The 18913-nt window shown below is 69.7% G+C and carries 13 protein-coding genes and 4 pseudogenes; 8 read left to right on the forward strand and 9 right to left on the reverse strand.

What is annotated here, in order from left to right:
* Window positions 1-29 precede the first annotated feature (29 nt).
* On the reverse strand, window positions 30-680 hold the full coding sequence (locus ACFZDK_RS53380) for a hypothetical protein (RefSeq protein WP_390986044.1): 651 nt from the start codon (window positions 678-680) through the stop codon (window positions 30-32).
* Complete coding sequence (locus ACFZDK_RS53385) at window positions 677-1732, reverse strand: NlpC/P60 family protein (protein ID WP_390986047.1); 1056 nt, start codon at window positions 1730-1732, stop codon at window positions 677-679. Before ACFZDK_RS53385 ends, ACFZDK_RS53380 begins: the two co-directional genes overlap by 4 nt.
* 199 nt (window positions 1733-1931) lie before the next feature.
* Here ACFZDK_RS53385 and ACFZDK_RS53390 point away from each other — a divergent pair, with 199 nt between their 5' ends.
* Genes ACFZDK_RS53390 through ACFZDK_RS53405 form a run of 4 tightly spaced genes read left to right on the forward strand, consistent with a single transcriptional unit; the run spans window position 1932 to window position 4960 of the window.
* Window positions 1932-2543 carry a DUF6668 family protein gene (locus ACFZDK_RS53390; RefSeq protein WP_390986050.1) on the forward strand — a complete coding sequence of 204 codons (612 nt, stop codon included), beginning with the start codon at window positions 1932-1934 and terminating at the stop codon, window positions 2541-2543.
* 11 nt (window positions 2544-2554) lie between these two features.
* Window positions 2555-2884, forward strand: a complete 330-nt coding sequence (locus tag ACFZDK_RS53395; protein ID WP_390986053.1) for a hypothetical protein — start codon at window positions 2555-2557, stop codon at window positions 2882-2884.
* Between the two features lie 31 nt (window positions 2885-2915).
* Complete coding sequence (locus ACFZDK_RS53400; RefSeq protein ID WP_390986056.1) at window positions 2916-3683, forward strand: hypothetical protein; 768 nt, start codon at window positions 2916-2918, stop codon at window positions 3681-3683.
* A complete protein-coding gene (locus ACFZDK_RS53405) occupies window positions 3683-4960 on the forward strand; it encodes a hypothetical protein (RefSeq protein WP_390986059.1) in 1278 nt (425 codons plus the stop codon). The genes ACFZDK_RS53400 and ACFZDK_RS53405 overlap by 1 nt, the downstream gene beginning before the upstream one ends.
* 49 nt (window positions 4961-5009) lie before the next feature.
* Here the strand turns inward: ACFZDK_RS53405 and ACFZDK_RS53410 are convergent.
* Window positions 5010-6206 (reverse strand): annotated as a pseudogene (locus ACFZDK_RS53410) (IS110 family transposase); the annotation flags it as partial.
* 238 nt (window positions 6207-6444) lie between these two features.
* Here ACFZDK_RS53410 and ACFZDK_RS53415 point away from each other — a divergent pair.
* The 3 genes from ACFZDK_RS53415 (at window position 6445) to ACFZDK_RS53425 (ending at window position 10210) form a co-directional block, all read left to right on the forward strand.
* Window positions 6445-7944 carry an SCO6880 family protein gene (locus ACFZDK_RS53415; RefSeq protein WP_390986061.1) on the forward strand — a complete coding sequence of 500 codons (1500 nt, stop codon included), beginning with the start codon at window positions 6445-6447 and terminating at the stop codon, window positions 7942-7944.
* Between the two features lie 56 nt (window positions 7945-8000).
* On the forward strand, window positions 8001-9467 hold the full coding sequence (locus tag ACFZDK_RS53420; RefSeq protein ID WP_390986064.1) for an ATP/GTP-binding protein: 1467 nt from the start codon (window positions 8001-8003) through the stop codon (window positions 9465-9467).
* A gap of 266 nt (window positions 9468-9733) precedes the next feature.
* Window positions 9734-10210: a DUF4913 domain-containing protein gene (locus ACFZDK_RS53425; protein WP_390986067.1), complete on the forward strand. Its 477-nt coding sequence runs from the start codon at window positions 9734-9736 to the stop codon at window positions 10208-10210.
* Window positions 10211-10344: 134 nt separating this feature from the next.
* On the opposite strand, the pseudogene ACFZDK_RS53430 reads toward ACFZDK_RS53425, so the two are convergent.
* From ACFZDK_RS53430 to ACFZDK_RS53455, 6 genes and pseudogenes are all read right to left on the reverse strand, one after another.
* Window positions 10345-10750 (reverse strand): annotated as a pseudogene (locus tag ACFZDK_RS53430) (transposase); the annotation flags it as partial.
* Between the two features lie 65 nt (window positions 10751-10815).
* Window positions 10816-11119 (reverse strand): annotated as a pseudogene (locus tag ACFZDK_RS53435) (transposase); the annotation flags it as partial.
* A gap of 1770 nt (window positions 11120-12889) precedes the next feature.
* Window positions 12890-14104 carry a tyrosine-type recombinase/integrase gene (locus tag ACFZDK_RS53440; protein ID WP_390986070.1) on the reverse strand — a complete coding sequence of 405 codons (1215 nt, stop codon included), beginning with the start codon at window positions 14102-14104 and terminating at the stop codon, window positions 12890-12892.
* A 65-nt stretch (window positions 14105-14169) separates the two neighbouring features.
* Entirely contained in the window at window positions 14170-14730 is a 561-nt protein-coding gene (locus tag ACFZDK_RS53445; protein WP_390986073.1) for a hypothetical protein, read from the reverse strand.
* A 145-nt stretch (window positions 14731-14875) separates the two neighbouring features.
* Window positions 14876-15325: pseudogene (locus tag ACFZDK_RS53450) on the reverse strand (transposase domain-containing protein); the annotation flags it as partial.
* Between the two features lie 66 nt (window positions 15326-15391).
* Window positions 15392-16603, reverse strand: coding sequence for an IS110 family transposase (locus ACFZDK_RS53455; RefSeq protein WP_390986076.1), 1212 nt, complete (start codon window positions 16601-16603; stop codon window positions 15392-15394).
* A gap of 1208 nt (window positions 16604-17811) precedes the next feature.
* On the opposite strand from ACFZDK_RS53455, the gene ACFZDK_RS53460 reads away from it, so the two are divergent.
* Complete coding sequence (locus ACFZDK_RS53460) at window positions 17812-18678, forward strand: hypothetical protein (RefSeq protein WP_390986079.1); 867 nt, start codon at window positions 17812-17814, stop codon at window positions 18676-18678.
* Window positions 18679-18913: the final 235 nt, after the last annotated feature.

The raw sequence follows: 18913 nt of genomic DNA on the forward strand, positions 1-18913 counted from the left end.
AGGGGCGCGGGCGTCCGTGCGGGTGCGGGCTACTGCAAGAGGACGCCGGCGACCCGCCACGGCTTGCCGGGGCCCGTACGGGTGAGGTGCACGTAGGCCGCAACGGTGGTGGGCTTTCCCGTCCAGTGGTCACGGCCGTGCGGGGTGGTCGTGACGGCCCACTGCCGCCAGGCCTCGGTCCTGGTGTCGGCGGGCTTGGCGGCGTCGTCGGCCGGTGCCAGTGCGACGGTGGTGCGGGCACGATGGGTGGTCCACTGCCGCCACTGGACGTCGCGGACCGACTCGGCTCGATGGGACCGCAGCTCATCCGCGTATGCCGCGGTCAGCCAGCCCCCGTCCGCGGCGCGGACGTCGGCGGCGAAGGGGTCGTCGTCTGTGACGGTGTCGAAGGTCCACAACGCGGTGAGCGCACCCTTGCTCACCGCGTCAGGGTCGCTCCGGTCGACGTCGGAGGCGCGGGAGGCACCGTGCTCGGGGGCGCCGGTGGAGCGCGCGGGCAGGGCCGAGGCCTCGCCGGCCCCCGAGGGGGTCGGGTAGGGCCCGGTGCCGGTGGCCGCGGACCTGGACGGCTCGGCCGGCGCGGTCCGGCCGCCGCCCGCGCCGTTGCCACAGCCGTTGAGGGCGACAGCGAGGGCGAGAACTACCGCCGCCGTGGTACGCCGCGTGCCGGGGGAAGTCATCCGAACCGCCTTATTCTCTGGGGCTTGTCGGCGTAGTAGGGGTCGCCGAGCTCGCTGATCTTGACGACGTCCCCGGTCTTCGGCGCGTGGATGAACTGCCCGTGGCCGATGTAGATGCCGACGTGGTCGTAGCTGCCGTGCAGGGCGAACCCGATCAGGTCGCCGGGCCGGATCTCGTCGCGGGCCACTGCCGTGCCCGCGGTGACCTGGACCTGGGAGACGCGGGGGATGAGGGTCCGCCCGCCGCTGGCCTGGTAGACCGCGTACTGGACCAGGCTGGAGCAGTCGAACCCGATCGTGTGCGCGCCCTGCGCGAAGCCGAGCCCGGGCCCCTCGGGGCCGCCGCCGCCCCACGAGTACGGCGTGCCGAGCCACTTGCGGGCCGCGGCCACCACTCGATCGCCGAACGCGCTGCCGTTGTCGTCCTGGTCACCCTGTCCACGCTGTCCGTCCGGCGTCCCGGTGCCGGCGCCCGCCCCGGTGTAGCGGACCATCGCCGAGATGATGCGCACCACGTAGGCCTGGGTCTCGGGATAAGGGGGTATTCCCCGGTAGGTCTGGACCGCGCCCGGACCCGAGTTGTAGGCGGCGAGCATCAGCCGGGTGACGTCGCCCCCGCCGGCCAGGCCTTTCACCTTGCCTGCGAGCCAGCAGTCGTATCGGGCCTGGGTCATGACGGCGTCCCCCGGCGTGAACGGGTCGGCCACGCCGTCCGGTTCCGCGCCGCCGTCCTTGCCGGCCGCGTCCACGCCCCAGGTGGCCCAGGTGCCCGGGACGAACTGGCTCAACCCCTGTGCGCCGGCGGGACTCACCGCGGTGGGGTTCCAACCCGACTCCGCCTCGATCTGCGCCGCGACCAGTGGAGCGCTGACCTCCGGACAGAGCCGGCCAGCGCGCTCGACCCACGGCGCGAAGGCGGCTGGGACGTGCCGGGTGTCGAGTGTTGTGACGAAGCCCTCGGGGCGTGTGGCGTCCTGTGCCTGGCTCACGTCTCCGACAACCGCCAGACCGATCAGGGATGCGACGAGCCCGAAGACAGCGCTGCCCGTCACGAGAAAAGTCGATCTTGCCTGCGCGGTTCGGTCCACCGACTGCGACTCCCTTTCCATGCGCGCGATCCTCGGCGGGCATGCGGGCCACGGCAGCCCAATTTGCCCTTTTCGAGGGTTAGTTGATAAATAAGAGTCTTATTGCACTTCGTCAACTTATATGTATTATGGGCGCGTTGAGTCGGTCTTCGAAGGAGGTGCCATGGCGGGAGATGCGCCGGTTCTGAATCCCTGGTTGCCGCTGTCGCGCCCTTCCGGGGGCACCAACGGGAAACCAGGTCGATCGGTTCAGGACCTGTCGACCGAACTGACCGGGCCTTCCGCCCCCCAGGGCCGCGGAGTCCCACCTCCGGAACAGGGCCTGCCCCACGCCTCGTCGCATCCGGACATCGGCCAAGCCTGGTGGTGGCTGGGCGTGCACGGCGGTGCGGGGGTCACCACCCTGGAACAGGCCGTGCCCGGCGGCCGCGACGCGGGCCGCGTCTGGCCCGTGTCCGCGCGACCGCAGCGGGTCGTCCTGGTGGCCCGGTCCGGGGCGCACGGCGTCCGGGCCGCCCAGCACGCCGCACGGCAATGGGCCTCCGGCACGGTCACCGGTGTCGAACTGCTCGGCCTGGTCGTCGTCGCCGATGCCCCCGGCCGCCGCCCCCGTACCCTCCAGGACCTCGTGCGCCTGGTCTCCGGAGCCGTTCCCCGGCTCTGGGAGATCCCGTGGGTGGAGGCCTGGCGGCTCGGCGAGCCACCACTGGCCCATCTGCCCAAGGAATGCGCCCCGTTGGCCCGGGATCTGACCAGACTCACCCGACCTGCATAAGGAGGACCGCGATGTCCAGCCTCCTGGCGGCCGCCGTGGACGCCGCACCACACCTCGCCTCTCTGCCCCGTCTCGCCGCGGCGTCCGCCCAGCCCTCAGGCGTACCGGACGTCGGCCCGGGCGAGGCGCCCCCCGGCGCGGACGGCCTGCTGACGGTGCTGCGGTGGGTGGCCTGGTCGGTCACCGCTCTGTGCGTCGCGGGCATCTTCGGCGTGGCCGCCCGGATGGCCGTCGACCACTCCAGGGGCGGAGGCGGCGAGCACGTCAGGGGACTCGGATTCGTCCTCGGGGCATGCTTGCTGGTCGGTTCCGCGTCCGGGATCGTCAGCGCGCTCATCTAGCGGCTGAGGGAAGCTGAGGAGAAGAGAGACCATGGCAGAGCCCGGAAACGGCACGGGCGCCGGCGAGTCGCCCAGCCCGTGGCTGCGTACCGGATTCGTCCTCGCCGCCGCGTTCGTCGGCTTCGTCGCCGTCATCGGTGGCGCGGTCGTCATCACCTCGGGCGGCAGTGAGGACGGCTCCGCCGCGTCGGCCACGCCGACCGGCGGCGCCGCCGACGCGCCCGCGGACACCGACACGGGCCCGGGGACGGCGGCGGATATTTCCTGTCCGGCACTGTCCGACCACGACCAGGAGGTGCCCGAAACCGCCCCCTCCGGTGTGTCCTGGTCGCTGTACGACGCCGTAGCCCTCCCCGCGTCGAGGACGGCGGGCCCGGCCGTGGCCGGGAAGGATGTGGCGCGCTGTTACGCGCACACCCCTGTCGGCGCCCTGCTGGCGTCGAGTCAGATCAGCGTGCGCTACCTGGCCGCCGATGACTGGCGGAGCGTGACCCGCACCCAGACCGTCGGCGCGGGCCGCGACGCGTATATCGCCGACCGCACCACGGCCGAGAAGACGGCCGCCCCGGACGAGGAGAGCACCACGCATGGGCAGATCGCCGGATACCGGTTCGTCACGTACCACGACTCCACCGCCGTGATCGACACCGTGTGGCGGTTTCCCGGCGGTCAGATGCAGGCCGCCACCACGACGGTGCTGTGGCACGAGGGTGACTGGCGCCTTGAGTTCCCGGCCGTACCGGCCGCGCCCACTCCGGTCGACTCCCTCGCCGGGTACGTCCCGTGGGGAGGAGTGTGATGGCAGGCTGTGATTTCGGCTGGGTGGCCCCGACGGTCGGTGGCTACTGTGTGGGCGACGGCACGGGTACGTCCCCGCAGAACCTCGGCGGCAGCGGTTTCGACGCGATCGCGGAGGACGCCGCGCACGCGGCTGCCATCACCGTCAAGGCCCTTGGCGGCGCCTGGATGAATCTGGGCACGCCCGACCTCAGCGCCGACGGCGGCCCGGTGGCGCTGCTGCGCGGATCCACACTCTGGTTCACCACGTTCACCGCCGTGCTCTGCCTGCTCGTCGCGGCGGGGCATCTCGCCTGGCAGCGTCGCAGCGAGCCCGCCCGGCAGGCCCTGCAAGGTCTGCTCAATCTCGTGGTGGTCTCCTCCGCCGGGGTCGCCACGGTCAACCTGCTGGCCGTGGCGGGGGACAAGTTCAGCGTCTGGATCATCGACCGCTCCACCGGCTGCCGGCAGATCAGCGCCGCTGGTGAGCCGGTCGCCGAGTGCGTGGCCGAGTTCGACAAACGCACCTCGGCCATGCTCGCGCTCGGCGGCACCGACTCGTCGTTCCTCGTCCTGGTGATGGCCGTGCTGGTGATCGTCGCCGGGGTGGCGCAGATCGCTCTGATGATCGTGCGCATGGCCATGCTGGTGATCCTCAGCGGCACGCTCCCGCTGGCCGCCGCCGCCGGCACGACCCCCACCGGCCGTGTGTGGTTCCGCAGGTCCGTGGGCTGGCTGCTCGCCTTCGTACTGTACAAACCGGCTGCGGCCGTCGTGTACGCGGCCGCGTTCTCCATGGCCGGCCAGAAGCAGGACGGGCAAGTCGTCTCCATGGTGTCCGGCGTCGTCCTGCTGGCACTGTCCTGCTTCACCCTCCCCGCGCTGATGAGAATCGCCGCCCCGGTAGTCCAGGCGGCCGCCTCGGGGCCGGGCCGCGCGGGGCGGGCGTCCGCCGGCGCCGGACCGGCCGCCTCGGCCACCGGCGCCCTCGCCGTGCCGCACCTACGCGGACTGGCCGCAGGCCGGCCTGTCTCCGGCGCCGCTGTCGGCCCGTACGGATCCGCTACGACCGGCGCGCGTCCGACGCCGGGCGCGGCGGCCCGGGGTTCAGGGGCGGCACACACGTCCGAGACGTCACGCGTGGTGTCGGAGGGCCGGCGACGCCAGGACGGTGATACGCGTCCGGTCCCTGCTGCCGGCCCGGACGACACCGGGGGTGACCACCCCGTGGACGGGGAAGCGGCGACCGTACTGGTGCCGACCCGGCGCCACACCGACCAGCAGGATGATTCCCAATGACGTTGTCAAGCCAGTGTGGTGACGCCTCGTGACGGGGGCACGCCGCTGTGGCAGCAGGCTTGGGCGTGACTGCCTCGAAGGTGCGGTGGTCGCGTATCAGGGCCCAGAGCACGTTCAGGCGGCGTCTGGCGAGCGCGAGGACGGCCTGCTTGTGGGACTCTCCCTCGGCACGTTTGCGCTGGTAAAAGGTCTTCCACTGAGGGCAGTGCACCGCGGCGACCTGGGCGGAGAGGTAGAACATCCGCAGGAGCCGACGGCTGTGGCGTCGGGGCCTGCGCAGGTTGCCGCTGACCTTGCCCGAGTCCCGGGGGACCGGGGCGAGTCCGGCGACGCCGACGAGTCGGTCCGGACTGCCGAAGGCGGCCAGATCGCCCCCGGTCGCGGCGATGGACTCCGCCCCGAGCATGTCGCCGATACCGGGCATGCTGGTGATCACCTCCGCGTCGGGATGCTCGTGAAACCGGCCATCGATGAGGACGTTGAGTTCGGGGATCTCCTCGTCGAGGGCCATCACCTTCCTCGCCAGGGTGTGGACCATCTTCGCGGCGGTCTTCTCCCCGGGGACGACGGTGAACTGGGCCTCGGCAGCGGTGACCGCGGCGTCGGCGGCGCTCTTGGCGGTGTTGAGAGTGCGCACGCCGTGGTTCTTGAGCCAGGTAGCGAGCCGGACCCGGCCGATCCGGCGCAGTGCGACCGGGGTCCGGTATCCGGTGAGCAGGATGAGCGCGGTCTTGGATGTGCTGTAGTCGAATGCCCGTTCCAGGGCGGGGAAGTACTCCAGGATCTGCGCGCGGAGCCGGTTGACCGCCCTGGTGCGGTCGGCGGAAAGGTCCATGCGGCGCGCGGTCAGGATCTTCAGGTCGACCGCGATCTCGCTGGTTTCCTGAAGCGGCTGGAGGTCGTGCCGCATGCGCGCCTGGTCGGCGATGACGAAGGCATTCTTCGCATCGCTCCTGCCATCGCCCTTGTAGGAGCCGGAGGCGTGGTGCACGGTCTGGCCGGGGATGTACCGCTGTCCGTGGTTGACCAGCAGCGCGATCCACAGCACGGCGCCGCCGGCGTTGAGGTCGACCGCCCAGGTGACGGGGCCGCCGTCGGCCAGGTCCAGGACGTCACCGAGGAGTTGCAGCAGCTCGTCCTCGTTGTTCGGAACCCGGCGCGAGAGCACCTTCATGCCGTCCGCGTCGATCACGGTGCAGTGGTGTTCGGCCTTGCCCGCGTCCGTCCCCGCCCAGAGTTCAGGCACCGGACCCTCCTTCGTCGTTCTTGCGTGCTGTCCCAGCAGACGACCTCGCTGTCACGTCCATACAAGCGATTCGGTTCGCGCATCCCGTATCAGCGGTTGTGACCGTCACGGGCTCCGGGGCGGCCAATCCTTCTCAGCCACGAAACCGCCTCAACCATGGCAGCCACACCCGGCATCCCTGGGTGTCCCAATCTTACGAATGACCGCGACCAACCCACGAAGAAAGGTATGGAGAATCGTGGCAGCCACTGAGCCGACCACCCCGCGTACCTACGGCAACTTCCGCAAGCCCCGCACCTCCGGCCTGCGGGGACTGTCTCTCGGCACGACCCTGCTGCTGTTCGCCGGTCTGGCGGCCGTCGTGCTGACCACGCTGGCCTCCGTCTGGGCCGCGCTCGCCCTCGCGGCGGTGCTGACGGCCGCCATGGCTCCGCTGGCCGTCCGGGACCGGCACGGCCGCACGCTGATGCAGCGCGGCGCGGTCCGGCTGGCTTGGCGGCGCACCACCTCCTCCGGCGGCCACCTCTACCGGTCAGGCCCACTGGGCCGTACCGGTTTCGGTTCGTGCAGACTGCCCGGACTGGCCGCAGAGTCCGTCCTGACGGAGGCGCAGGACGGCTACGGTCGCCCATTCGCCGTGATCACCATTCCGGCGACCGGCCACCACGCCGTCGTCATCGCCTGCGACGCCGACGGCGCAGCCCTCGTCGACGAACAACAGGTCGACATCTGGGTCGCCCACTGGGGCCAGTGGCTGTCCGTGCTGGGCGCCGAGCCCGACCTGGTGGCCGCGAGCGTCACCGTGGAGAGCGCCCCGGACTCCGGGGTCCGGCTCCAGCAGGAAATCGCCGCCAACACGGTCGCGGACGCCCCCGACCTGGCGTCGTCGATGCTGCGCGAGGTACTGACCGCCTACCCCGCCGGCTCGGCGCAGATCACCACCCGGATCGCCCTGACCTACTCGGGCGCGGCCCGCGCCGGCTCGCCCCGGCGCAGCGCCGAGGACATGGCCCTGCACATCGGCACCCGGCTGCCCGGCCTGACCGCCGGCCTGTCGATGACCGGCGCTGGCATCGCCGTGCCGATGACGGCCACCGAACTCGCCGAGGCCGTACGCGTCGCCTACGACCCGACCGTGGCCTCTCTGGTGGAAGAGGCACGCGCCGTCGGCGGTTCCGGTCTGACCTGGAGCCAGGCCGGGCCGATGGCCGCCCAGGAGGCCTGGGACCACTACCGGCACGACGGCGCGTACAGCGTGACCTGGGCGATGACGGAGGCACCCCAGGGCGAGGTGTTCTCGAACGTCCTCACCGCACTCGTACAGCCCAACCGCGACATCGCCCGTAAACGGGTCACCCTGCTGTACCGTCCGCACAGCCGGGCCGAAGGCGCCCGCGTCGTCCAGCAGGACTACAAGAACGCCCTGTTCAACGCGCAGCAGTCGCAGATCGGCCAGGCCAGGGACGACGCAGAGGTGATCGCCGCGCGTCGCACCACAGAGGAACAGGCCCAGGGCCACGGCGTGATCCGCTTCGGCATGCTCATCACCTCGACCGTCGGCTCCGCCGCGGACCTCGCGAAGGCCGCCGCCGCCGTGGACAACCTGGCCCCCGCCGCACGCATCGCGGTACGCCCGGTCTACGGCTCACAGGCGGCGGCGTTCGCGGCGGCCCTCCCACTGGGGCTGGTCCTGCCGATGCACACAGCGCTGCCGCAGACGGTACGGGACGCGATGTAGCACCCGCCGCAGACCCCGAAATCCGTAGCAAGTCCTCAGAGAACAAGGCGAGTTCGATGGCACAGAAAAGCAGGGCGCGCCGTCCGTCGCGGCCCACTGCGCGGGGCTGGCCCGGTCCCGGCGGCGGCATGGTCGGCTACGTCGACCCGGCCCCCGAGTGGCGCGGTACCACCGCCCAGGTGTGCGGCCTGTGGCCGTTCGGCGCGGGTGCCGGCACCCCCATGGTCGGGGTGCCGCTCGGCCGCGACCTCGACTCCGGAGCCACGGTCTGCTGCGACCCGGTGTCCTGGTTCACCCGCACCGGCCTGCTCGCAAACCCGTCGATGTTCGTGCTCGGCCGCCCGGGCCTCGGCAAGTCCACCGTCGTCCGCCGGATGGCACTCGGCCTGTCCGGCTACGGCGTCCACCCGCTGATCTTCGGAGACCTCAAGCCCGACTACACCGACTTGATCCGGGCGATCGGCGGCCAGGTCATCAGCTTGGGCCGGGGACGCGGCAACCTCAACGTACTGGACCCCGGAGAGTCCGTCCGGGCCGCCGCCAGACTCACCGGCGAAGCACGCCGTCGCCTGCTCGCCGATGTCCACGGCCGCCGCCTGCACATGGTCTCCGCCCTGGTGACCATCCTGCGTTCCGCGCCGCCCACCGACCGCGAGGAGACGATCCTCTCCGCCGCGCTAAACATCCTCGACGACCGGCATGGCACGGAGCGTGTCCCTGTCCTCGGCGACCTGGTGCAGGTCGTCAAGGACGCCCCAGAAGCGGTCCGCTCGGTGGCCCTGGACCGCGGCGACCTCACCCGCTACCAGGACATCACCGAGAACCTCGAGGCGTCACTGACCGCCCTGCTCGGCGACGGCCGGCTGGGCGGCACCTTCGCCCGGCCGACCACCGAGGCGATGAAACTCGACCGGCCGGTGTGCTTCGACGTCAGTGGTATCGACGACAGCGAGCAACTGCTTCAGGCTGCGGCCCTGTTGTCCTGCTGGTCGTACGGCTTCGGCGCGGTCTCCGCGGCCCACGCGCTCGCGGACGCCGGCCTGGAACCGCAGCGCAACTACTTTCTCGTCATGGACGAGCTCTGGCGCGTCCTGCAGGCGGGCCGTGGCCTGGTCGACCGGGTCAACGCCCTCACCCGCCTGGATCGGCAGCGCGGCGTAGGCCTGGCCATGATCACCCACAGTCTGGACGACCTGCTCGCCCTGCCCACCGAGGAGGATCGCACCAAGGCCAAGGGTTTCGTCGAACGCGCCGGCATGGTGATCTGCGCCGGTCTCCCGCCCGCCGAGATGCCGCAGCTCGCCCAGGTCGTCGAGCTGACCGAGGCAGAGAAGCGGCTCCTGGTCGACTGGTCGACCCCGCCCGCCTGGGACGGCACGAGCGGCCGCCGCGGTGCCCCGCCCGGTCTCGGCAATTTCCTGATCAAGGTCGGCAACCGTCCTGGCATCCCGCTGCACGTGGATCTGACGGCGGCGGAGCTGGAGGTCAACGACACCAACAAGCGCTGGAACCGACGAGCCTGACCGGCCGCCCGATTCCTTCGGCCCCCGAATCCCCGTAGGAGAGTCATCGCCGACCCGACGGACACGGTTCTGACGCCCGTGGGATGGGCCGTGGTGACCACCGCTCCTCAGCCCGTGCACTGGTACAGGTCTACGCACCATGGACGTCGACGGCCTGATGCGGATGCCGGTGAACCGTACGTGGCACACGAGCGTCGTGCTCGTGCACCGGTCCAGTAGACGCACTGGCCAGCCGCAGCCGCAGAGAGAAAGAAAGCAGGACGGCAATGTCCACCGCGACTCCCGCACCCTCGGAACCCGACACGACGACGCAGGATACGGCTCCGCCGCAGGAGGCTCCGAAGGAGGATGCCCCAAACCCGCCACATTTTATCCTCTACAAAGATGGCACTGAATACGCGGACGCACTGCGACAACTGTCCCTGTGGACACATCACGTGCTGTTGCCGGTGTACGGCAGGGAGGTCACCTCCACATCGCCTTGGTGCTCCTCCTGGTGGAAGCACCCGGAAGCGGTCGCACAACTCCATGGCTTGTGGCTTGCCTGGGGAGAGCTGACCGGTCCCGGCTCCGCCATGAACGGTCCTAGCACCTGGCACCGCGACCATCTGGCGCCGGTGATGAACAGCCTGCGTGATCCGTCGGGCCCCTTCGCCGGATGCAAACCCGGCGCCCACCGTGCGAAGGAGATTCCCGTAGTGGACGCCACCGACCCGTTCGGCCCGCCTCCGGCCAGGGCTTGACAGCCTCCTGCGCCGACAGGTCCGCAGGCAAGACGGCCGCCAGGCCGAACCCAGCGAAGCGATCAATCGGCCGTTGTGTTGGTGGTGTTGTAGTCCGGGGGCGCTTTCGCGGAGCTCGGCGGGGTAGATCTGGTCCATGCTGCCTTCGGGGAGGTAGCGGCGGGGGAAGGCGATCCATTCGTCGTGCATCTCGAAGAGCACGGCGGTGACCAGCCGCAGCAGCGCGTCGCCGTCGTTGGGGAAGACCTGGCCGACGACGTCGACGCGACGCTTGATTTCCCGGTTGACCCGCTCCAGCGGGTTCGTGGACTGGATCTTCTTCCAATGTCGTTCCGGGAAGGCCGTCAGGTCGTCCTTGGCTTCCAGGAACAGCCGCTTGACCTGTGGGAACTGCCCGCCGAGCATGTCGGCGACCGTATCGAGCTGGCCGCGGACAGCGGCCTGGTCGGGCTGAGCGAAGATGGTGTGGATGGTGGCAGCGACCATCTCGGCGGCGTCTTTGGGGATCACGCCGAAGACGTTGCGCAGGAAGTGAAGCCGTAAAGAATCAACCCGTTGCTTTCATAGGACAAGATCGTTGAATCTCAATGGCTCGTCAAGTGCCGTCAGACCGCTGTGGTCTCAGCCGCTGGCGGGGACGAGGGTGTAGGGCCGCTGGTCGCGGAGCATCGCCCACAGCACGTCGACTCGGCGGCGGGCGAGGGCGAGGACGGCCTGGACGTGGCGGAGCCCTTCGGCGCGTTTGCGCTGGTAGAAGTCTCTGGACGGGCCGCGGTACTGCATGGCGCTCTGGGCGGACAGGTAGAAGACCCAGCGCAGGCGGCGGTCGTAGCGTTTGGGCCGGTGCAGGTTGCCGGTCCGGCGGCCGGAGTCGCGCGGTACCGGGGCCAGGCCGCATGGGCGGCCAGGCGGCCGGCGTCGCGGTAGGACGGAGCTCGCGGATCCGGTTGGGAGAGATGACCTGCAGCCGGTGCTGGGAAGGGCACTGGAACAGGTGGGGCATCGGGGGCCCGAAGACCCGCTCGTAGCCGTCGTACCGGGTCAGCAGCGGCACCCGATCGCCCGTGCCCTTGATCCGGCGAATGATGCGGGCGAGGACGGCGACCAGGTCCGGGTCAGCGGGGATGACACGCTCACGGTCGGTCTTGGACGGGCTGATCTGCAGCAGAGGCACTGTCTCACCGGTGGGAGCCTGGTACTGACGCAGACTCAGGTGAGTGAGCTCCAGGAGTTCCTCGATCCTGGCCCCTGTGCATCGCAGGACCTCGATGCTCGCCCAGGTCCAGAAGGCGTTGTTCTCCTCGCATTCGGCATCGAACCGGGGACCGGGCTTGTCAACCCGGGCGAGGAACAGTGCGGTGGGGCGCCAGTGGCTGCCGTTCCGGCCGGTGCGCCGGTAGCGCGAATCCTCGACGGTGAACTCCTCACCCGGCTCTGCTGAGCGGGCTGCCTGCAGCAGGAGCGTGGCGTGCTGCAGCCGAGCCTCGGCAGCGCGGACGAGCGGCGGCAGGACGGGAGCCAGGGTGCGGGTGCGCTGCTGCATCCGTGCCTGCCGGTGCCGAGTTTCCTTGATGTAGCCGCGGATGTCGGCTTCGCTGATCGGGCAGGGTGCGGCCCACGCCGCCCAGCGGGCCGGGTTTTCCATCGACCACTGTGAGAGGTCGAGGTAGAAGGAGCGGACGGCCAGGAACACGGCGTGGGCGGTGCGGCGCGGTCGCCCGTCGGGCAGGACCCGGACGCGTTGTTTCCATGCCTGGGCGATCTCGTCGGGGAGGTTGAGCGAGGAGATCGCGGGGTGGTGGCGTTGCACGTCGCCCCAGAACAGGTCAGCCAGCATCTGGGCGTGGTTGACCCGGGAGCCGTAGTCCAGGACGGCGGATCGCTCGGCGAGGTAGTAGGCGAGCACGTCGCGGACCGCTCGGTTGGTGATCGGGTGGCGGTCGATCAGCTCGGCGGGGGTGAGCTGGCCGCGGGCCTGGGCCTCGCGCAGGGTCGGCGGCGAGTCCTTGAGACCGCCGACACCGTGGAGGATGTCGTAGGCGAGGGGCAGGGCCGTCACGCTGCGGCCGTTGTCCCGACGGGCCCGGGCGTAGTCGGTGATGTCTTCCAGGTCGAAGGCCAGCAGGTCCTTGCCGGTGACGATGCTCATGCGGGTGAGCACGTTCAGGGCCTCGGTCGCGTGCTCGTCGCAGCGCTGTCCGCCGACGCGCTGTGTGAGTTCGGCGAACAGTGCTGGCTGGTTGTGGCGACGGTAGGCGTCGTAGACGCCCAGCAGGCGGCTGCCGAAGAGCCAACCGTAGGAGGGCCGGATCGCCTGGAGGACGATCAAGGTGCCGAGACCGGCGGTGAACCGCGACCGGGTCCCCGCGCTGAGCCCCTCGGGTCCCCAGCCGGAGCCCAGTTCGTCAGAACCACTCAGCAGCCATCGGTCCTGCCAGGTGTCGGCAGGGAATCCCTCCAGCCAGTCGAAGATGGGCGTCAGTGAGAGCTGCTGGCGCCACAGGTTGCGGACCGTCGGCTCGCTCAGCAAGCTCTCGGCCAGGCGGGCCAGTTCATCGCGATGCGCCGACTCCCGGCCGCTGCCACGGGTCGTGCTCCTCGGTTCGGGCAGCACGGTGGTGAGGAGAGCGGGGTCGCGTGGGCTGACCGGGGTGCGAGCGACGCGCCCGTGCCGGGCCATCAGCGGTTCCCGAACACGTCGGTGAGGTCGTCCGGGTCGTATGCCCAGCCGGTCAGCGGCCGCGGCGCCGGCTTGGGGCGCGTGTAGTGCTCGTGGACCTTGGTGATGACCTCGTCGGTCCTGGGCCGCAGGTAGGTGCTGGTCGTGGTAATGCGCCGATGACGCATCACCTGCTGGGCGTCAACCAGGGTGATGGCCGGGTCCTCGATCAGGCGCAGACACAGGGTGTGCCGCAGGTCGTGCAGCGTGATGTTCGCCCCGATCCGGGCGTTGATCCGGTTCAGCACCGCTCGCAAGGCGGTGTAGGTCAGCGGGCGCGTCTGCCCGCGCAGGGTCCACCACACCGGCTCGTCCGGGGCGGGCCGGTGGCCGTCCTGGGCCAGCTCGCCGAGGTAGAGCGCCAGCCAGGCGAAGGCTTCCGGGGAGGCCGGACATGCTTCCTTCGCCCCGCCCAGACCCTTGGTCTGCACGTAGATCCGGCCCTCGCCCGGGTGGACGTCGCCGATCGTCATGCCCAGCATCTCGGCGGCCCGCGCGCCGCTGGACAAGAACATAGAGAACAGTGCCCGGTCTCGGTGGCAACCCAGGGAGGTGAACAGGTCCTCGACGACATCGTCGGGGACAGCGCGAGGCTCGCGGTCGACCTGCTTCTGCCGATAGGCACCCCGACGGTGCAGCCGGAACGGCTCCAGCGGGTTGTGATGCGCCTCCAGCCGGCGCCCGTCACGGGACTGCGGTGGCACCGGGGAGACCAGCGGACCCTGCCCGGTCTGCAGATGGTGGTCGTAGAACGCAGCCAGCACCGACACAGCATGGTTGATGGTCGCCGGGGCATAGCCCGACTTCAGGTAGGGCTTGCCAGTACGCGCGTTCAACGACCCCGGCGCGGGCGCGTCCGGGCGGCGCCGGTCCCGCGCCGGGTTGTGGCACGTCCGCAGCCACAGAACGAAGTCGCGTACGTCCACGCGCTTCGCGCGGCTCCACTCGACATCCACCGCGGCGAGAAACCGGAACCAGCGAAGCAAGTCAAAGGCATAGGAGCGGCAGGAAGCCGGAGTATTGCCGCAGGCCAGCAACTCCCGCAGGAACTCGCTTGCCGGCGTGATCGCCCGCCCCGCCCCGTCGAGAACCGCCCAGGGCAACGCGGTGGCACTGGTCGCCTCCACCCTGCCGACCCGGGCCACCACCAGCCCAGTCACCTCACGTTCGTCCATCACCGCAGCGTGATCCATCACGTCTCCGTCTCATCGGGAACATCCCGAACGGAGACTCCTCGCCCTCACAAAGCCAAGACGTAGGACACGCGGATAGTGCGGTCAACGGGTCGGTGGACGGCCTTGCCCGAGTATGACAGGCGGAAGGAAAACAGGTAGCTGGTGACCAGTTCGCCGGCGAGGCGCACGCTGACGTCGCCGAAGTCGACCTCGGCCGCCATGCCCGGCTGGTGGGTCTGCGGCACGAACGCTTCCAGCGGGGCCTTGCCCGACTCCACCAGGATACGAGGCTTCCGGTCCGCGACGTAGCGCCGCACCATCTGGTAGGACACGTCGGCGCCGTGTTCTTCGACCAGGCGGTGGAAGAGCCGTGTGACCGTGTGCCGCTGCTTGCGCGGCGCATCCAGGTCCGCCCGCAGGATCCCGTCGATCACCGCCTTGTACGGGTCCAGCGCAGTCGGGCGCGGCGGCAGCTTCTTCCGAGGCTCCGGCCAGACCGAGTCCACGGCCCTGCGGACCGTCCGCCACGACACGTTGTACTTGCGCTCGATCTCCCACATCGTCATGCCGCCGCGGTGGTCGCGCCGAATCGCGGCATACAGCTCGACCTTCGACATCTGCGGCATGACCAGGGCCTTTCACCAGGAACACCCCGATGCTCCCATGGCAAGGACCCCACTACCGTCAAAACTCGCGAACATCACCCGACCGTGGATCTGGGCGCCTCCCAAACCCGTGAACAACTGACGACACAACTCGTGAACAAAGCCAGCCCAGCAGGGCCCGGATGCGCGGCAGGTCCGGTGCCTTAAGGGAACTGCAGCCGTCGAACGCCACAGTCCGCCAGCGCCGGTAGCAGACGCCTGGTGTTGACGGCCGCGCCAGCGGCACCGCCAGAACGTCGAACAGTACCCTCAGCGGCTCCGGACCCAGACGTCGGCGCAGCTGACGCAGGGCGGCTTCCGAAGGAGTGCGCAGGTCGATGCCCGACAGGCCGGCCACGAGCTTGTCCCAGACCCGCCGGTATCCCAGAGCCGGGAACAAGCCCAGGGCCAGGACGAAGTAGATGCCGACCCGGGACGGAAGCGTACGCACACGGGCCTGAACGGTCCTGGTCTCTTCGAGTACATCGTCGACGAGCTCGAACGGTATGTGCTCAGGCAGCCCGCCAAGGTGACCAGGCGCGAAGGCGCCTGCGGCAACAGTCGTAGTGCGCATCATGGTGTAGATGGCGGGCTGGCTCGACAACGGAATCCTCTGATCAGGAACGTCTTGGTCGATTTCCTCCTACCAGGAGATCTCACCCTTCAACGCCATAACCGGCCACCGCAGACCCGCCCTTGACTCGACGGCCGCGGCGTTAACTTCGTGGCATTGGCGGTTGAAGAGGTTGCGCTGGGCGGCTGCATGCCAGTCACCGTGGTCGTCGCGGCGGCGCCCGTAGTGGGCCTGGGCTCCGGGTGAGGCGGTGATCGCGGAGAAGGCCCAGAGGTAGCCGGCGTGGTTGAGGCGGTCGTTCTTGATCCAGCGGCGGGTGATGCTCGACTTCTTGCCGGAGGCCCTGGTGATGGGCGAGGAGGCTGCGTATGCCTTCAGGCTGCGGGCGTCGGCGAAGCGTGTGTGATCGTCCCCGATTTCGGCGAGGACCCCGGCGCCGAGCTGGAGGCCCAGTCCGGGGAAGCTCAGCATTACCTCGGCGTCCGGGTGCTGGGGGAACGTCTCTTCCACTGCCTTCGCGAGGTCATCGGCGGCGGTGCAGGCGGCCTCCAGCTGGGTCACGAGGGCGAGCATTTGCTTGCCGAGTGCGTCCTCGACCAGCGGCGGCTGATGGGCGTAGTTGCCGCGGAAGATGTCTCGCAGCCGATCGGCCTCGGCCTCGATGCCGCGCTGGCGGCCGGCCCGCCTGAGTGCGGCCTGTATCTGGGCTCGGGTCAGCCGCGCGGCCTGGGCAGGCGTCGGTGCGGACTTGACCAGTTCCCGGGCCTCTGGTCGGCACAGGCCGTTGGCCCAGGTGGCGACGGCGTCCAGGGCTGAGGGGTAGAACTCCCGCAGGAGGGATCGGAGCTGGTTGGCGATCTGCTGCCGGTTCCAGGTGGCGTCCTGCTGGGCGCGCGCCAGGACGGCGATTGCGCGGGCCAGGTCGCTGTCGCCGGGCAGGGGCCGGTGGGCGTGCATGTCGGTGCGCAGGATGTTCGCGAGCACGAGTGCGTCGCCGGGGCCGGACTTCTTGCGCGAGACGGCGTGCCGGTCGCGGTAGCGGGCGGCGGCCATCGGGTTGATCGCGAACACCGGGCGCGTGCCGGTCCGCAGGACGGCGACCCGCAGGCCGCATGGGGTCTCGATCGCGACCGGGATGGGGTTCTCCTCGCTGTCGCCGTGCTCGGTGAGCAGGTCCAGGAGGATCTTGTAGCCGGACGCGTCGTCGGTGATGTGCCGCTTGGCGACGAGCTGGCCGGTGTCGTGTGTCTTCTCGGCCCAGTCGATACCGCAGTAGATCAAGGGTGTGCCCTCCCAGCGGAACGGATGTTTGCGCTGGTCACGAGCGCATGCGGAGCCACGCGTCGCACTAATCCCAGGCCTCGACCAGGCGTGGGTCGGGCCGACACCTCACGAGCCGTTCGTGGCGCCAGCGCACCGCGCGGGTCTCCGCCTGCGCAGGAGCTCAAGGGCTCGCGTGCTGTGAGAGATCACCGTGTGGTGGGCTAGTACCACAAATGCCAACGAGCGTGAGGTAGTTGAGGTTCGATGGGTGGCGCCGGAGGTGCCGATCTACGTTTGGACCTGACCGGCCGGTGACTCCAAAGGCATGCCTCCGACGCCAGGGGCAGCCGGACTGTCGTGCAGATCCTGGTCGCCCTAAGAACGGATTAGTGACTCCAGCAGGCGTAGTAGGTCAGACTGGGACAGGGCCACCATGCACCTCCCGGGTTGAACTGGCCGTTCACCAAGAAGAGTTGCAGGTGGCCCGCCTGCTGGGCAGGGAGCGGAATCCCCATCAGCACACGCCCCCGGGCGTACGCCCTAGCCTTGATCGGCTACACACCAAGCGGGACGCCACCCTTCAGAGTCAAGCTTACGGTTCCGCTGTCGGCTGCTGGTGAACCCCGAGGGGGGTGGGAACGTCGTGAAGGCGAAAGCTGTGATGACCTTTTTTGGAGGCCGTGATGCCTGCTGAAGACCAACGTGCAGAGACGGACGAGCAGGGCCGGGAACAGGGGGGTGCGCAGGCGGCGCCCCGCCGGAGGGCTGCGCCCAAGCCCCCCTCGGAGCTCACCCCGGAGCAACTACGGATCCGGCAACAGAACAAGGAAGCCCTGGCGAGGTACCTTAAGCGGAAGGCGGAGGGTGAGGCGGCGGCGCCCCGCCGGATCGCTGCGTCCAGGCCCGACTCGGAGCTCACCCCGGAGCAACTACGGCGCCGGCAACAGAAGAGGGATTCCAAGGCGAGGTCCCGTCTGCGGAAGGCGGAGGGTGAGGCGGCGGCGCCTCGCCGGATCGCTGAGGCCAGGCCCGACTCGGAGCTCACCCCGGAGCAACTACGGGACCGGCAACAGAAGAGGGATGCCATGGCGAGGTCCCGTCTGCGGAAGGAGGCGGGTGAGGCGGCGGCGCCTCGCCGGAAGGCTGCGGCCAGGCCCGACTCGGAGCTCACCCCGGAGGAACTACGGCGCCGGCAACAGATCAGGGATGCCATGGCGAGGCACCGTATGCGGTTGAAGGAGGGGCAGGGGGCGGTGCCTGCGATGGATTCGTCCGGAGCGGCTGGGCTGGTGGAGGCTGATACGGAGCAGGTGCAGTCGGTTGTGCCGCAGGTTGCCGCTGCGCAGATCTACATGGACTACCAGCAGACGGTGTTCTCGCACTGGCCACAGCTTCCGCCGCCCGGGCTGAAGGTCGCCGTGCACCCGGAGACGGTCGGGCAGGCATTGGAACGGGGCGCGGTGATGGTCACGCTCAACGTACCGGATGCCGTGGCCGAGCCGGCCGGGGCGGCAAGCGTGCCGGCGCTCCTGGCCGATCCCGGTCTGGACCTCACCGACACCGCAACCCTCGATGCCCTGGATACAGCACAGATCACCCCCGGGGAACGCTCGGAAGCAGCCATGGTGCAGGACGGCTACCTGGCCATGGAACGCGCCGCACTCGCGGAGGAGTGGCCTCCCATGTTGTCCTCCGGCGGCTCACCCTCCATCCCGCCCGCCGGTCCCCCCACCGCACCCGAGCTGCAATACGGCCTCCCCCTCTCCGGCTACGATCCGGCGGATACGTTCAGTGACCCGGATCCTGGATCCTGGCTGGACGAGTCGGTGCTTCAGCAGGCGGAACAGACGTACCGTGCCGAAATGGCGCTCTCGACGTCAATGCGCAATGTGTCATTGACGTCAGCCGAAGACCCGTTCCAGCGCAGTGCCGCAATCAACCCGGCAGGCGGCCACGAGAGGACCGCGTGGGCGCACCTGCCACCCGGCAGTACCGCGGCATCCGCCCAGACGTCAGACACGGGACACCCAGCCCCCGCGCCCTACAGCAAAGGCGCAGACACAAATGCGCGCGGGCGCGGACCCGGTAGGTGACAGTCCAGCCCACACACGGAGGGCCAGGGCTCACGCGCCTTCTTACACGGCGAGAAAGATCACTCGTGCGCGCCTACACCATGATGCCCTGGTCGCCATATTTGGGGCGCGGCTCGCGTTCTGAAAGAGTGTTTTGTCCTGGCGAGGTTGTTTGGTTCGAGGTTCAGGTGTCGCGCCAGTTCGGGGTGGATTCGCTCGTGAGTCGTCGGCTTATGAGGTCGATCATCGCGACGTG

The organism is Streptomyces sp. NPDC007901 (assembly GCF_042959465.1).
In the GTDB taxonomy this organism is placed as follows: Bacteria; Actinomycetota; Actinomycetes; order Streptomycetales; family Streptomycetaceae; genus Streptomyces.